General features: G+C 54.4%; 14 protein-coding genes and 1 riboswitch. Of the genes, 6 read left to right on the top strand and 8 right to left on the bottom strand.

What is annotated here, in order from left to right:
• Positions 1 to 23: 23 nt before the first annotated feature.
• Positions 24 to 188 carry a DUF1328 domain-containing protein gene (locus GCU45_RS20195; RefSeq protein WP_076176112.1) on the top strand — a complete coding sequence of 55 codons (165 nt, stop codon included), beginning with the start codon at positions 24 to 26 and terminating at the stop codon, positions 186 to 188.
• A 136-nt stretch (positions 189 to 324) separates the two neighbouring features.
• Here GCU45_RS20195 and GCU45_RS20190 read toward each other — a convergent pair whose 3' ends face one another.
• Positions 325 to 897: a hypothetical protein gene (locus tag GCU45_RS20190; RefSeq protein WP_152400113.1), complete on the bottom strand. Its 573-nt coding sequence runs from the start codon at positions 895 to 897 to the stop codon at positions 325 to 327.
• Between the two features lie 252 nt (positions 898 to 1,149).
• Between GCU45_RS20190 and GCU45_RS20185 the strand changes: the two genes are divergently transcribed.
• Entirely contained in the window at positions 1,150 to 1,536 is a 387-nt protein-coding gene (locus GCU45_RS20185) for a hypothetical protein (protein WP_105445294.1), read from the top strand.
• Between the two features lie 175 nt (positions 1,537 to 1,711).
• Here GCU45_RS20185 and GCU45_RS20180 read toward each other — a convergent pair whose 3' ends face one another.
• The 3 genes from GCU45_RS20180 to GCU45_RS20170 form a co-directional block, all read right to left on the bottom strand.
• Complete coding sequence (locus GCU45_RS20180; RefSeq protein WP_152400111.1) at positions 1,712 to 2,545, bottom strand: C40 family peptidase; 834 nt, start codon at positions 2,543 to 2,545, stop codon at positions 1,712 to 1,714.
• A gap of 291 nt (positions 2,546 to 2,836) precedes the next feature.
• Positions 2,837 to 4,684 carry an Ig-like domain-containing protein gene (locus GCU45_RS20175; RefSeq protein WP_167527171.1) on the bottom strand — a complete coding sequence of 616 codons (1,848 nt, stop codon included), beginning with the start codon at positions 4,682 to 4,684 and terminating at the stop codon, positions 2,837 to 2,839.
• 290 nt (positions 4,685 to 4,974) lie between these two features.
• Positions 4,975 to 5,853: a cation diffusion facilitator family transporter gene (locus GCU45_RS20170; protein WP_145949856.1), complete on the bottom strand. Its 879-nt coding sequence runs from the start codon at positions 5,851 to 5,853 to the stop codon at positions 4,975 to 4,977.
• A 185-nt stretch (positions 5,854 to 6,038) separates the two neighbouring features.
• Here GCU45_RS20170 and GCU45_RS20165 point away from each other — a divergent pair, with 185 nt between their 5' ends.
• Positions 6,039 to 6,224: a hypothetical protein gene (locus tag GCU45_RS20165; RefSeq protein ID WP_076176128.1), complete on the top strand. Its 186-nt coding sequence runs from the start codon at positions 6,039 to 6,041 to the stop codon at positions 6,222 to 6,224.
• Between the two features lie 85 nt (positions 6,225 to 6,309).
• Here GCU45_RS20165 and GCU45_RS20160 read toward each other — a convergent pair whose 3' ends face one another.
• Positions 6,310 to 7,935, bottom strand: a complete 1,626-nt coding sequence (locus GCU45_RS20160; protein WP_145165009.1) for an ABC-F family ATP-binding cassette domain-containing protein — start codon at positions 7,933 to 7,935, stop codon at positions 6,310 to 6,312.
• A gap of 391 nt (positions 7,936 to 8,326) precedes the next feature.
• Positions 8,327 to 9,310 (bottom strand): MBL fold metallo-hydrolase, encoded by a 984-nt coding sequence (locus tag GCU45_RS20155; protein ID WP_152400107.1) that lies wholly within the window; start codon positions 9,308 to 9,310, stop codon positions 8,327 to 8,329.
• 439 nt (positions 9,311 to 9,749) lie between these two features.
• Between GCU45_RS20155 and GCU45_RS20150 the strand changes: the two genes are divergently transcribed.
• On the top strand, positions 9,750 to 10,886 hold the full coding sequence (locus GCU45_RS20150) for a virulence factor (RefSeq protein ID WP_152400105.1): 1,137 nt from the start codon (positions 9,750 to 9,752) through the stop codon (positions 10,884 to 10,886).
• A 130-nt stretch (positions 10,887 to 11,016) separates the two neighbouring features.
• Positions 11,017 to 11,224, top strand: a riboswitch (Lysine riboswitch).
• A gap of 130 nt (positions 11,225 to 11,354) precedes the next feature.
• A complete protein-coding gene (locus tag GCU45_RS20145) occupies positions 11,355 to 12,812 on the top strand; it encodes an amino acid permease (RefSeq protein ID WP_152400103.1) in 1,458 nt (485 codons plus the stop codon).
• A 162-nt stretch (positions 12,813 to 12,974) separates the two neighbouring features.
• Here the strand turns inward: GCU45_RS20145 and GCU45_RS20140 are convergent, their stop codons facing one another.
• Together GCU45_RS20140 and GCU45_RS20135 are read right to left on the bottom strand one after the other, a co-directional pair.
• Positions 12,975 to 14,117 (bottom strand): transglutaminase domain-containing protein, encoded by a 1,143-nt coding sequence (locus tag GCU45_RS20140; protein WP_152400101.1) that lies wholly within the window; start codon positions 14,115 to 14,117, stop codon positions 12,975 to 12,977.
• Between the two features lie 262 nt (positions 14,118 to 14,379).
• Entirely contained in the window at positions 14,380 to 15,030 is a 651-nt protein-coding gene (locus tag GCU45_RS20135) for a bifunctional 4-hydroxy-2-oxoglutarate aldolase/2-dehydro-3-deoxy-phosphogluconate aldolase (protein WP_425281206.1), read from the bottom strand.
• Between the two features lie 269 nt (positions 15,031 to 15,299).
• Here GCU45_RS20135 and GCU45_RS20130 point away from each other — a divergent pair, with 269 nt between their 5' ends.
• Entirely contained in the window at positions 15,300 to 15,497 is a 198-nt protein-coding gene (locus GCU45_RS20130) for a hypothetical protein (protein ID WP_076176143.1), read from the top strand.
• Positions 15,498 to 15,601 lie beyond the last annotated feature (104 nt).

Raw genomic sequence — 15,601 nt, 5'->3', positions numbered from 1 at the left:
TACAGGAAAGAAAGGTGAGCAAGATGTTGAAATGGTCGATTATCTTCTTAATTATTGCGATCGTCGCCGGAATCTTCGGGTTCTTCGGAATCGTATCTGCGGCGGCTACGATTGCCAAGGTGCTGTTCTTCATTTTCCTGGTTCTCTTTATCATCTCCCTGTTTACCGGCCGCAGCCGAACGCCTTAACGGTATAAGGGCAGCTGATACGAGAAGACGAACAAGCCCAAAGAGATAAGAAAAAGGTTAGAATGAGCAAAAAAACCAAGCGGTCCTTCGGATAGAAGGCGCTTGGTTTTTTTAATGCCCGCAATCTTTTGTTTCATTAAAAGAGCGACGGTAGATCCAGCCAGTTCAGCTTGAACGTCAGCTTGACGCCGTTATCCAAGAACTGAACATCGTCTACTCTAAGGATGTCCGGCAAGTGCTCCTTGAGCGGCACGGAAAGAGTGCCTAGCCCCCAGGTCTCCGCCGGGACGCGGATCGACTTGATCCTCGTAGATTCATGCTTCAGCACAATGACGCTGCCGTCGGCATCCATCGTGAAGGTCAGCTCGGCACCAAAAGGGATAAACTCCCACTTGCCGTTAATATCCGCCGTAACCTCCTGCCCATGGAACTGGAACTCGGCTCCAGTAACGGTAACCTGCGGGGGCATATCACCCATGTGCTTGATGAACTCTTTCTTGGCCAGCTCATTCAATTCCTCGTTGTTCAGCGTAATTTCCGGTTTCTTCGTCTTCAGCATCTGCATCGCTTTATCCTGGATATTCAGATCCGTATAGTTCAAATTCAGCTTGCGGTCCGGAGCGATGTACCAGATCAGCACGCCGGCGGCGATAATGACCACGATGATGATCGTTATCATGAACCGAAACAAAAACTTCCCTAGGCGCATGTCCGCCCCCTTTCTGCCGAAAAGGCAAATATACTCCACCATTCGGCGCATTTCTAAAGTTTTATTTTTGGCCTACTTCAAAAGCAGGCAGCCGGGATTTTTGGTACCATCCTCCCTGACGCTTCTACCATATTTATGGTAAACTAAAACAATCTTTTTTTCTACGATCTACTAGATAACTTGGTTCAATTGTCTGTCAGAGGGTTATTTGGATAGTGTAGAAGCATACTATTCCAAGGAGGAACAAAGTCTATGAAAAAAATCATCACTATTGCAGCAGCACTCGGATTAATGGCTTCCATGGGGACCGCAGCGTTCGCGGACAGCGCATCCACAACGTCCACAACGAACAGCACTCCGTCCACCACGACTTCGGTCACAGGCTCGTCAGAGACCGTTGCCGAACCTACCAAGCTGGTACCTGAGCCGATCATTTCGGCAGGAGAAGAAGTAACAACGCCTACGGTGCCTCTCATCCTGACGGTAAATACACCGTTTTACTTTGAGCCCGGCGGTAAAGTCGCAAGCGTCCTTGCTCCGCAAGTCGTGAACACCACGGGCAACCGCGTTGGATCGCTTCTCGGCGAGTGGGTGGAAGTTTACACGTGGCTCGGAACGGCTTGGATTCTCGTAAAATAAGACATCCTAAAAGCAACATGCCAGTACTAGAATGAACTAAGGGTTTTACTAACGGGTGTCGGCGTCATTTAGTTCCTTCTACATAGAATATCATCAAACCTTCCGTTCAGCGAAGCCTTTGCGGGGGACAACAAAGGACCGGAGAATTCTCCGGTCCTTTGCATTTACGCAGCCTTTATTTCAGTACGCTGCCACCGTACAGAAATCTCAGCTTCCAAGAGTTGCTGAAATCCGATACCGTAACGCCGCCGGCTTGATTGGAGTAGGTATGCAGCAGCTTGCCATCGCCCAGATACACCGCCACATGGGTAATCCGCTGGCTGGACTTATCAACGCCTTGATAGGCGGAAGCGCTGGATCCGCGGTAACTCATAAAGAACACGAGATCTCCCCGCTTCAGCTGGTCCGTGTTGTATACAGCTCCGCTGTTTTCCTTCACCCAGGAGCCCTGCTGTCTGGAATCTGCCGGAAGCACAACGCCTGCAGCCTCTTTGAAGATTTGGCGGGTAAAATCCGAACAGTCGAACGTGGTCGTCGTATTCCGGTTGGAACCAAACTCGTAAGGGGTTCCCAGATACTTCATGCCGGTCTGGATCACCTTTTCGATCATGGCATTCGCATTTTCCGCGGAGACAGGTGGTGCCGCTTCAGAGGATCCGGTACTCGGCTGGGATGCCGAACCGGTGCCCTTAACGGCTATGTATTTTTCGCGGGTGCTGACGTAGCCAATTTTGCCCGACGAAGTTTTCACTTTATAATAATAAGCCGTGCTTTTCTCCAAAATCTGCACGGTCTCTCCTTTTTTTACATAACCGAGCACGTTGCTGGACAGGGAAGGCTTGTCCCGAAGATTCACCGAGGTCTGGATAACGCCAACCTGGCCCTGTGCCTGAACCTGGCTGGATGCCGACGCCGCTTGAGCCTCATGTCCGGTCGGGATGATGACGGCTGCAGAAATGGCAGCGGATAATAGCAGGCATCCGAGTAAGCTTTTCTTGATGTTAATCATTTCATTCCTCCTTGAGATGTCTGAGTCGCTTGTAGAAACCGGGGAACGCCGGCCCGCTTAGCGCTTGCTCTCATTATAGGCAGGAGGATCGAGAAACCGCATGGCCCTTTTTACACAAATAAACACTCCAAATGTTGGTATAAAACAGGTCTATGGTCTTAAATACGCCTGGTCCCTGGAAATCAGGGACATTAAGGAAATACCTGCAGCGCCCAAAAAGTAGAACAAGGCCGGCCCTGTTCAGAGCCAGCCTTGTTCATCCATGTTTCCACCAGACGGAACCTTACACGATCATTCCTCTGCAGAATCCTTCAGATCCTTCCCGCTATCCGTCCCGCCTTGATCCGGAAGGTCATTTCCGATTGGAGCAGCAGCGCGGACGACCTGGACCGAGGCCATCGTTCTGCCTCCCTTATATCGGGCAGAGATCTGGGTCAAGCCCGGCTTATGACCGATCAGATTTCCTTCCCCGTCCACTTCGGCGACGTCCGGATGACTGCTGCTAAATTGAACCTGTTTGGTAATATCCGATCTCGTCTGTGTCGAATAGTCATACAAAAAAACCTTGATATCCAGCGTCGAACCTTCCGAAAGCGAGTATTGGGACGAATCCAGCTCGAGATAGCCGTTCAGGGGATCATACTCGCCCGTATCTTCCGGCAGTACAGTCACGTTCAATCTTGCTGTATAACCCTCGTAAGATGCTTCCACATAGGTGTCTCCCGGCTCCCTTCCCGTGATTCGGCCTAATGCGTCGACTTCGGCAATCGCAGCGTCCCCCGAAACGTAGACTGCGGCGTTGGACAAGTCGCTTCGGGTTCCGTCGTCATAAACCGCTTGCAGCACAGTGGAGACGCTTGAACCTGTTTTCAGTTTCTTATCCTTTTCCATAAACCCGACGCCTGTTAGTGTTCGCTCAACAGGCGGCTGGTCCGCCGGCGGCGTGAGCTTCATCAGCTGAAATTTCCCGCTGTCTCCCCGCTGCACGGTTCCCGGGAATATATAACCTCCGTCCGGAGTTCCCGATGCGGTACCGACCCTGTAGATTGGAGGCCCCTTGAACAATTCCCTGCTGATCAACCCTCCGCTCCGATCGACGCTTAACACGCTGTATTGATGCTTCCACTCTGAGCTCCAGTCCAAGTATGTAACATGTTCCCCCAGCATCGCGTAGCCCTCTTCCGTCTGGACCAAACGATTGAAATTCTGCGAATTGGCACCATCCGGGTATGTCTTTTCCCATTGCACCTGTCCGGTCAGATCCGTCTTGGTAAGTACCGGCACGCCGTTGCCGTTGACGGATTTACGGCTCAAGATCATATAGCCTCCGTCCTCGGCCGGAATGACCGAGTAGGCTGTCCAACCGCTGCGTGGCTCGACCGATTGCTTTGACCATACCTCTTTGCCTTGATCATCGATCTTCATCACCAGCATCGCATCATGTTCTCTCGATTCATATTCCACCATACCTGCGTGGCCGACAGCGATGTAACCCCCGTCGCTCGCGGGTATCAGATCGGTTAAATAGTCGCTTCCCGAAAAACTGTACTGGTTGTACCACAGCGTATTCCCATTTTGATCGATCTTGGCGATATAAGCTCTGTCATAAGCAACCCAGTGGACGATCCCGCTTCCGGCAATCAAAAAGCTGCCGTCCTCCGTCTCGACGATGGCTTTCGGGTTTTGATCATACCCCTGGACATCCATCGCTTTCTGCCACACCACATTCCCCGATGCATCCAACCTGATCAGGAACAGCTGCCGAATCGGCTCGAACTCTTCAGACGTGTTCCCCGCGATAAGGTAACCCCCGTCCCTGGTCTCAATGGCCCGGTATGCCGTACTGCCCCCCCAGTCATAGTAAGACAGCTTATGCTCCCATTCCACCTGCCCCTCTCCATCCAGCTTTACCACATAGGCCTTTCGATACGAGTCATAGATATCGCCCAGGGCTAGATAGCCACCGTCTGATGTAGGGATGACCCCCTCTCCGCTGGACTGGCTTCCGTAATCCTTGGACCATTCAATCGCCGACCGCGTCGGTTCGGCAGCCGCAAGGCTGAATCCGGGCCACATCCCAACCATCACCAGCAATCCGGCAGTGCAAGCAGTCCACAATCGCCACAACGTTCTGTTCACAGCCTTACTCCTTTCCATCGTAAGCATGATTTGACGCAGGAATTTGTAAAATCCCTCCATCTATGTCATTATTCATTGAATTTCTCCATCTGGATATCCCACAAACCTCATAATTACCTGCTACGTTGGAACCGTTTTCCAATTTTATTATCGCGCTTCGTCAGACCCATAACTGAGACAATTTCTCCGAAAGGCAGCGTGCGGACGCAAAAATAGCCACAATGCTTATGCACTGTGGCTGTTCACCGAAGCTTATCAAGAACATGGGAGCTTTTCAAAGGAACCGAACTTCACAAGCTTTTCTCCCGAGGCTCCACATGGACGTGGACGTTCATAATATTATGAATTCTCTTCATCCGCTCTTCGATCTTGTCGCTGATGGCATGCCCTTCGATCAGGCTGAGGGTGGGGTCAACCACGATGACGACATCGACCAGAACATGATTGCCGTGAACCCTGGCCTTCACATCGTTGATGCCTTCGACGCCGGGGGTTTTGGCAATGGTGCCCCGCAGATCGCGGAGCTCCTCCTGATCGAACCCGTCAGTCAAGCGGTAGGTGGAATCGCGGAAAATATCCCAGGCCGTCTTGCAAATCAGCAGGCCCACGGCAAACGCCGCCACCACATCCAGCCATGGCAGGCCGAACTGTGCCCCGACAATCCCGACCGCCGCCCCGATACTGACCAGCGCGTCGGACAGATTGTCTTTGGCGGCCGCCATCAAGGCCTGGCTCTTAATCTCCTTGGCCAGCTTTCTATTATATAGATAGACGAACATCATACATACAGCGCAGACAGCCGCCACGCCGGCCGACCATAAATCCGGCGAAGCTTCTTTGCCCATAAACAGGGATTTGACCGCCTCCACCAGCACCTGAATACCGACCATACCCATAATAAACGAAGCGATCAGCGATGCTACCGTCTCCGCACGGAAATGACCGTACGGGTGGTCTGAGTCCGGCGGTTTCTGCGATATCCGCAGGCCGATCAACACGGCGGCCGATGCCACGATATCGGTCAGATTGTTAAACCCGTCTGCAAGCAGGGCGCTGGACGCAAAGAAGTAACCGCCGACCAGCTTGCCCGCGGAGAGGATCAAATACGCCGCGATGCTGATCCAGGCGCCGCGTTCCCCTTTTCGGATATCTTCATAGATATGATCCAAGTTCGTTGGCCCCTTTTCACCGTTTCATGCCCAAAGGCACTTTTTTATCCTAGCAAACGAAAGTCGTGTGGGTCTAGAGAAACATAGTTGCTTATGTTCAAGAGGTTTTGTCTCTCCCATCTCTTGTGGGGAGCCGCAAAAACAGCTAGAATAAGGACACAACCCCAAAGGGAGGAACCCTACCCATGACGGATAATCAGGACGCCAAAAAGGTCAATTTGGCCGACGCCATCCGCGCGAAGCTGGAGCAGAAGAAGCAGCAGAACAAGGGCGGCAAGCCCGGTGGCTTCCAAAGCAATGCCCCGCACGCGATGAAGAGCCAAAACACGAAAAAGCCCAACAATCAGCGCCGCCGCACTGGCGGGTCCTAAACAAGCCACGGGCTTTACGGACAACACAAAAAAGCTGCCACCCCGCTTAAGGGAATGGCAGCTTTTTTTTTCATGGCTTGAAGTGTTAAACTTCCTGCGGATACATCTGCTCGCGCAGCGCCTTGATTTCATCGTTTTCCAGATACTCGTCGTATGTCATGACTTTGTCAATGATGCCGTTCGGCGTAATTTCGATGATCCGGTTGGCGATCGTCTGAATGAACTGATGGTCATGCGATGTGAACAGGATCGTGCCGTCGAAGTCGATCAGCCCGTTATTCAGCGCGGTGATGGACTCGAGGTCCAAGTGGTTCGTCGGCTCGTCGAGGAGCAGCACATTCGCACCGTTCAGCATCATCTTGGCCAGCATACAGCGCACCTTCTCTCCCCCGGAGAGAACGCTCGCCTTCTTCAGCGCTTCTTCGCCGGAGAACAGCATCCGGCCCAGGAAGCCGCGCAGGAACGTCTCGTCCTGATCCTTGGAGAATTGGCGAAGCCATTCCACCAGGTTCAGGTTCACCCCGTCAAAATATTCGGAGTTGTCTTTCGGGAAGTACGCCTGTGTCGTCGTAACGCCCCAGGAGAACTCGCCCGCGTCCGGCTCCGCCTTGCCCATCAGCACTTCGAACAGCATCGACTTCGGCAGTCCGTTCGGGCCGACAAAAGCGATCTTGTCGCCTTTGTTTACGACGAAGCTCAGCTCATCCAGTACCTTCTCGCCTTCAACCGTCTTCGTGAGGCGGTCTACCGTCAGCAATTGCTTGCCTGCTTCACGCTCCGGCTTGAAATGAAGGAACGGATATTTCCGGTTGGAAGGCCGGATATCGTCCAGCGTAATTTTATCCAGCTGCTTCTTCCGGGAAGTCGCCTGCTTGGATTTGGAAGCATTCGCGGAGAACCGCTGAATAAATGCCTGCAGCTCCTTGATCTTCTCTTCCTTCTTCTTGTTGGACTCGCGCTGGAGCTCCAGCGCCAATTTACTGGATTCGTACCAGAAGTCATAGTTACCCACGTACAGCTGGATTTTGCCGAAATCGATATCCGCGATATGCGTACATACCTTGTTCAGGAAGTGACGGTCGTGGGATACGACGATGACAGTGCCTTCGTAGTCCATCAGGAAGTTCTCGAGCCACTGAATCGATTCGAGGTCCAAGTGGTTGGTAGGCTCGTCGAGCAGCAGATTGTTCGGACGGCCGAACAGAGCCTGCGCCAGCAGGACGCGGACCTTCTCGTTGCCGGAGAGCTCCACCATCTTCTTGTCATGCAACTCGCGCGGAATGCCGAGGCCGATCAGGAGCGCAGCCGCGTCAGGCTCGGCGTCCCATCCGTTCAGTTCGGCGAATTCGCCTTCAAGCTCACCCGCACGAAGTCCGTCTTCCTCGGAAAAGTCCGCTTTCGCATACAGCGCATCCTTTTCCTTCATAATGGTATACAGACGGCTGTGACCCATGATGACGGTTTCCAAAACCGGATACTCGTCGTATTCAAAATGGTTCTGCTTCAACACCGCAAGGCGTTCGCCCGGTGTCATGTGAACCTCGCCCTGGTTCGGCTCGATTTCGCCGGAGAGGATCTTGAGGAACGTCGATTTGCCGGCTCCGTTGGCGCCGATCAAACCGTAGCAGTTGCCTGGCGTAAATTTTATATTTACATCTTCAAAAAGTGCGCGTTTTCCGTAACGGAGTGTCACGCCGCTTGTACTGATCATGAAGTATTACCATTCCTTTCGCTAGTAGGCTTCAGCACATTATAGCATAAATCAACGTGCGTTCGAAGCCCATTTCATAATAGAAGGAACAAAGTATAGCCCGCGGATTCGGCCGAGCCCGGGTATTCCTTCCCCTACCCGGACGTTTGTCCTATCATTGGCTATCTCTATCAATATAATCGTTTTTATCTATTTCTATTCCCGCTCGCGCTAAGAGATAATCAAAAGGACCCCAACATGGAAGGATGGGGGGCGTTGTCCAAACCGCTCGAATTCACCATGGTGTAAGGGAAGGGCCCATGCAAAAACACCGGAAAGAAGCCGCCCGGCGGCCTTTCCGGTGTTTCGTATGGATCTATCGACGTATCCGATTCCTGTTCGGTATCCGGAACTACCTCCGCTCCGGGTGGATCGTCAGCGTCTCCCCGTAATGCATCACTTTAATCCGCTCCTTACTCAGACCGAGCCGGACCCGCTCTGCCTCCATCCGGTCCAGCGCCTCCTGGGCCGTATCGTCGGCGAGACGGAACGTGCCGTAATGCATCGGGATCATCATATCGGCCTCCACATCCAGAAAAGCCTGCAGCGCCTCTTCGGGATTGACGTGCTGCGACGTCATAAACCACTCGGGCTCATAGGCCCCGATCGGCATCAGCGCCACGTGCAGGTTGAAGCGCCGGCCAATCTCTTTGAAGCCGGCAAAATACCCGCTGTCCCCCGCAAAATAGACGTTGGGCGGAAGCATCCTGGTGCCGTCTTCCGCTCCGGCGTTACCGGCTTTCCCTGTCTCATGCGGCTCCAGCACAAAGCCGCCCCAGTGCGAGGTGTTGGTGTCAAACGGCGTGCGGCGCGTCCAGTGCTGCGTCGGGACGAAGCTGATCTTCACCTGGCCGATGACTACATGCTCCCACCACTTCAGCTCCCGGCAATTGTGGAACCCTTTGCGGACCATCTTCGCGCGGAGACCGACCGGAACGATCAGCGTCGTGCCCGCCCGGTACAGCTTCCGGATGGAAGCCATGTGCATATGGTCATAGTGGGAGTGCGATATGAGAATGATGTCCACCGGCGGCACATCTTCGATCAGGAGGCCAGGCGCACCAAGGCGCCGCTCAAAGCCCATTCTTTTGGCCCAGACCGGGTCCGTCAAAATGTTGAGGCCCTCATACTGGATGAAAAAAGTGGAGTGACCGATCCAGGTAATCGAAGTATCCTGTCGGTTGCCGTGCAGATACTCCAGATCCGGCGGCATATTCGGGATTTGGAAGCTGTAGTCCTTTTTCTTCTGCCGCCGCTCCTGGCGCCACTGTCTGAACTGCTTCAACGTTTTATCCGTACTGACATTATCCATGTTATTGTAACGGATCTTCGGCAAGAGTCCCCCTCCTTCCCGGGTGTAATCGCTGTTTATTCCATTTTACCCGATCCGAAACCCTGTGTACCACAAGAGCTGACGCTCGAATGCATCGTCTCTTTCGCAAGCTTGCTTACCGCTAAGTCTATGAATTATTCGTCATGCAGGTCGGAGTAATGAATGACGTACAGCGCCAAAAGCATCATCGTCACGACGACAATCAGCATCGGCGCGAAATAAATGGTGAATATCACGCGGCAGTACAGCTCCTTCTATGCAGCTTGGTAACCTCTTAGTCATTGTCGTCTTTCCATCTGTTTTCTATCCGCGGCAAAAGGTTTATGTTTGGGGGCAAAGTGAGGTAAACTGTAGTTTAGATGGTGGTTTCATCTATATAGGAATGAGTTGTATCATTTTTTTCAATAGTAAAAGTTATTGAAGAAGAAGGAGGTCTTTACCTGTGAAGATCAAATTTATCGAGCCAACGCCGAGCCCGAACTCTATGAAGCTGCACCTGGATGAGAGTCTGGAGCCCGGTATCCGCAAAACATATACGCTTGACAATGAACGCTCCGCCCCGGCTTGGATCCGGGAGATGCTGCATATCCAAGGGGTCAAGAGCGTGTTCCATACCCTTGACTTTGTCGCCTTGGAACGCCAGGGCAGCGCGGACTGGTCCGCCATCCTCGGCGAAGTGCAGGAGCGGTTCGGACAGGAGGGCCTGACAAGCCAGTTCACGGAAGAAGACGCGGAAGCGGGCAGCCACTACGGCGAGGCGGAAGTATTCGTGCAGTTTTTCCGGGGCATCCCGATGCAGATCCGCGTGAAATCGGGCACTCAGGAGGTTCGCCGGGCGCTGTCCGACCGCTTCACGAAAGCCGTAATGGAAGTTACCGCGGCGACGATGATCAAGGAGCGCAAGCTGAAGGATTACGGCGTCCGCTACGGGGAGCTGGAGGATATCGCCGGTGAGGTCGAGCAGGAGCTTGAAGCGGCGTTTCCCGAGGATCGGCTGAAGCAGGTCATCGAGCAGGCGATCGCCCATGGCGCCAGCGAGAGCGAGTTTGAAGAGGAGCGGCGCGAGCTGAGCGACGCCGAGCTCGCCGAGGCGATGCAGAGCGCCGACTGGAAGGCTCGCTATGCCGCCCTGGACGGCATGCAGCCGACCGAGGAGCGGCTGCCGATCATCCGTCAGGCGCTGCATGACGAGAAGATGCAGACCCGCCGCCTGGCGGTCGTCTACCTCGGCGATCTGCGCACGCCGGAAGCGATGGAGCTGCTGTACGAGGCGCTGAAGGATAGCTCGCCGACCGTCCGCCGGACGGCAGGCGATACGCTGTCCGACATCGGCGACCCGGCGGCCACGCCGGCGATGCAGGCGACGCTGAAGGACAGCAGCAAGATCGTCCGCTGGCGCGCCGCCCGCTTCCTATACGAAGTGGGGACGGAAGAAGCACGCGATGCCCTGGAGGAAGCGGTGAACGATCCCGAGTTCGAAGTGAGCCTGCAGGCGCGGATGGCCTTGGAACGCATCGAATCCGGTGAACAGGCCGCAGGTACCGTGTGGCAGCAGATGGCCAAGCGGAGCCGCTCCTGAAGGCTGCAGGGAACAGCTCTTCCGGGGTTCCAGCTTTAACCATTGCCTTTTCCCGGCGTAATACGTTACTATGTTACGTGTTCAATACATCAATACAAAGAAATATGTAAAAGATAACCTCATCCGTCCAAGGTGAGGTAGAGGTTGCGGAAGCGATGAGTAGCTGTTCCGAGGCGTAAGAGCCGCCGGTGACGGACAGTGAAGGGCGCCTTCCGCCGAAGTGTGTGAACCCGCTCTGCGGTTGGCATGCTGGGTCTGTTCTCCGAAAGGGACAGAACTGTCGCGGTGTTCCTTCCTCCTGCAGGAAGATGAAGACACCGTGATGAGCTATCTTTCATGGAAGCACGGGTGCGGAAGCCATAGCGTCATTTATCGGGACCGCGGGTACTTCATACCTGGGGTCCCTTTTGGTTGTTCCCCTTCCACTCCATGAAGTCATATTCATATTTGAAGGGATGATTTCTTTTTATGCGTTTAAAAACACCGGCAACGGCACTCAAACAGAGCCTGAAATCCCGGCACATGACGATGATCGCCCTCGGCGGCTCTATCGGCACCGGGCTCTTTCTGGCCAGCGGCAGCGCCATCTCCTCTTCCGGACCGGGCGGAGCGATTCTGGCCTATACCGCCGTCGGCCTCATGGTATATTTTCTGATGACAAGCCTGGGGGAAATGGCTACCTACATGCCGGATTCCGGCTCGTTCAGCACCTACGGCACCCGCTTCGTCAGCCCGGCCTTCGGGTTTGCCGTCGGCTGGAACTTCTGGTACAACTGGGCGATCACAATCGCGGCCGAGCTGTCCGCGGCGACGGTCATTATCAAATATTGGTTTCCGGACTCTCCCTCCTTTTTGTGGAGTCTGCTGTTTCTCGCTATCATGTTTGCCCTCAATATTCTATCAGCCAAGGGCTACGGCGAATCCGAATACTGGTTTGCCATTATTAAAATCGCGGTCGTCATTATTTTCCTGATTGTCGGCATTCTGATGATCTTCGGGATCATGGGGGGCAAGCCGGTCGGCTTCGAGAACTTCAACCTGGGAGGCAGCTCCTTCCATGGCGGATTCTTTGCTTTCGTCGGCGTCTTTATGGCGGCGGGCTTTTCCTTCCAAGGAACCGAGCTGATCGGGGTCGCCGCAGGGGAGAGCGAAAATCCTCGCCAAAACGTGCCGCGCGCCATCAAGCAGGTATTTTGGCGGATCCTGATCTTCTACATTTTGGCGATCATCGTCATCGGCTTCCTGATTCCTTATACGAATCCGAACCTGCTGAAGACCGATCTGAACAATATCGGCGTCAGTCCGTTCACCCTCGTATTCCAAAAGGCGGGTCTGGCTTTTGCGGCGTCCGTCATGAACGCGGTCATTCTGAGCTCCGTGCTGTCGGCGGGCAACTCCGGCATGTACGCCTCCACCCGTGTGCTGTATGCCATGGCCAAGGACGGCCTGGCACCCAAATTTTTGAGCCGGCTGAACAGCCGCGGCGTTCCCGTGTACGCTCTCTTGATCACCACGGCGATCGGTATGCTGGCGTTTCTGGCCTCCCTGTTCGGCGACGGGGTCGTGTACAACTGGCTACTGAACGCCTCCGGCATGTGCGGTTTTATCAACTGGCTCGGCATCGCTGTCTGCCACTACCGTTTCCGGCGGGCTTTCCTCGCCCAAGGACATTCCCTGGACGAGCTGCCCTACCGGGCGCGCTGGTTCCCGTTCGGACCGATCTTTGCCTTTATCCTGTGCATTATCGCGATCCTGGGACAGAACACCGGAGCATTTACCGGCAGCAAAATCGACTGGTACGGCATTCTCGTGACGTATGTCAGCATTCCGCTGTTCCTGGCCGTATGGTTCGGCTACAAGTGGAAAAAGAAAACCAAGCTGACCCCGCTGGAGCAGTGCGACCTGACCAGCCACGATCCGCGGTGACATAAAAAGGAGACTCACTGATAAACATGTGAGTCTCCTTTTTTATGTGCTGATGGCTTTCGCCAAACACCAAAAAGCCCCCTCCTGCCAAGCTCCTGGGCTTCGGAGTGAGGGGGCTTCTGCTGCATTCCGGCGAGTCTCGCTCGCCAATACACGCTTTGCCTATTTCCAAGTGACGTAAATTCTCAGATCCTCCGTCTCATCCAGCGGGCTTTGCGTGTATGAGATCGAGCTCACCCCAAGCCGGTACAAATCCTGCAGGGCGCCGAGCAGCTGCTCCTTGTTCCCGTGGAACCGGAAGAGCAGCGAGTTCCCTCCCGCGGCGACTACCGGTTTGGCCCTGGCGCTGAGCTGGGCGGATGTCGATACGATCTGCGCCGGATCATACAGCTGGTATTCGAGCTGTTCCTGCAGCTTCTGGTAAAACGCCAGATGGCTTCCTCCCTGCCGGATCAGGCCGGACAGCGTGTCGCGATACAAGGTCACTGCAGCAGGATAGGTTTTGGTCCATGCATGGTCCTTCCTCATCTGCGCGTCCGTGCGCAGGTAATAGCCCGTACCGACCTCGCCGGCCTTGTCCGGAGCGGGATCATCCCAGGTCGTGTCCAAGTGGTACCATTTGCCGTCAAGAAGCACCAGATTCCAGGCATGCAGCTGGCTTACGCCCGTATCCCTCGGAGCGGCGGTGCCTTCCACAATTTTATTCGGAATTCCGGCTTCCTTCAGCATCTTGTACGTCAGCAGCGAATACCCCTGGCAGACCGTGCTGCCCGAGCTGAGTCCATCATAAGCGGTGTATTTCTGAAGGGTCATATCGTATTTCAAATGGAGTATCACCCAGTCATGGATCGCCTTGATCTTCTCATGATCGTTCATACCGGGCCGGATCAGGCTGCCGAGTACCGCCTTCACCCGCTGGTCGACGTAAGCCGTCTGTGCGGCCGTTTCCCGGTAGCGGAGCTGCACACTCACCGTGGCCGATTTCGAGCTGCCGCTGTAGGAGTAGCCATAGCTTTCGATCGTGTAATTGATGTAGGGATCGCTCTCCAGCGCCTGTTCGAGGGCGCTCTTCAGCTGGCTCTTGAGGGCTGACGTCTTGCCCTGGTACACAAACTGAATCTTCTCCAGGCGCTGATTCATGGCGGCCAGCAGCTTCGCCTGAATCCCGTCCACGGTCGTGACCACATTCGCCGGAGAGGTTGCGGCCGCATATACCCTTTGCCAATCAATGCTCGGGGAAACGGCGGCGGCAACCACCGTTCCAAAGAGCAGCACCGAGACGAGCGAGAAGCGCTTTACAATCATATGGCCCCCTCCCTTCCTGACCATCATGCCGGTCCACACCTTTACCGCTTTGCTTTTGTCATCCCATGGCCGAACGAGCCCACCCGTACATGATAATGGCCCTTCCAAATGACTCTATTCCAGCTATGGGCAAGTTATGACACAACCGCTTGTATGCTGCTTTGTGAACGGCCATCTGCGGCGGCTTGTGACCGGCTAACGAACGATTCCATGCAGCACACCCGCTGCCTCCTGCTGGCTTAAAGCACCTCTTGCCGCTCCACTACTTGTCCGCTTCTGTTCGGGCAGCCGCCTGCACAAATGCCGCAGCCCGTTCCCGGACGGCCTCGACATTTCCCGACTCCAGCTCCGCCTTCGGCAGCAGCGAGCTGCCGATCCCGACCGCGCACGCCCCTGCTTCGAAATAATCGGCAATATTGCCGATCGTCACCCCGCCTGTAGCCATCAGGGGTATATGATTCAGCGGCGCACGGATCTCTTTCAAATAGCCAATTCCGAGGCTGCCCATCGGGAACAGCTTCACTGCGCTGGCACCGGCCTCGTAAGCGGCCACAATCTCTGTCGGCGTCATGGCGCCAGGCCATACGTCGATGCCCTGCTCCAAAGCAAAGGAGATGACGGCTTGATCGACATTGGGCGAGATCAGAAACTGCGCTCCAGCCTGAACCGCCTCCTTGGCCATGGCCAGGTTCAATACGGTTCCGGCGCCTACATAGGCTCGTCCGTCGTATGCCGAGCGCCAGCCTTCGATCATGTGCAGCGCCCCATCGGTATTCAGCGTAACTTCCATGAGCCGGACGCCTCCGGCAATCAGTCCCTCACCTGCCGTCCTGGCCTGATCCCGGGTGATCCCCCGGACGATCGCAACCATTCTTGCGGACAGCAGTTCTTGCAGTACCTGTGATGTATGCATGCGTTTCATTCCTTCCGAATCTATTTTTCTAAGTATATTCGGACTTTACAGGCGTTTTCCTTCCTGGACATGTCAATTCGGCAGGATCTCTCATGCTTCCGTTTTTTTCGTCCTTAGCACAGGATTTGACGAAAAATCGACGTATTTTTCCTCCGAATCTACGGAAAAGAAGGGCGGGTTTCGTATATAATAGGAATGTTGTATAGAAATGATTGTTTGTGGACGTTGGTAAACCCGATGATTTTACCTTAGGAATGGAGAGATTGTCCGTGACTTACGTGGATATTTCCAATATATCGGTCGAGGTATTCGTGACCGTGCTGCTGTTTCTGCTGATTATCGCCCCGCTGTTCAGCCTGGCCATTCTGCGTTTTTTTCAGGGCCGTCCCAAGGCCGGATTCACGCTCATCGCGACGGGCATTATCATCTACTTCGTGCTGCAGCTGGTCGGGAAGCTGTTCTTTTGACAGCGTTTTTAAATGTAAACAAGCCTAGGGATACCCCAGAGCGGCCCGGATCGCGGCCCGCCTTTGGCGGTTATCCCTTATTTTTTTGCGCCTACGAAAAAAAG

Source organism: Paenibacillus cellulositrophicus, from assembly GCF_009363095.1.
In the GTDB taxonomy this organism is placed as follows: Bacteria; Bacillota; Bacilli; order Paenibacillales; family Paenibacillaceae; genus Paenibacillus_AQ; species Paenibacillus_AQ favisporus.
This window is presented reverse-complemented; position numbering and strand designations above follow the sequence as displayed.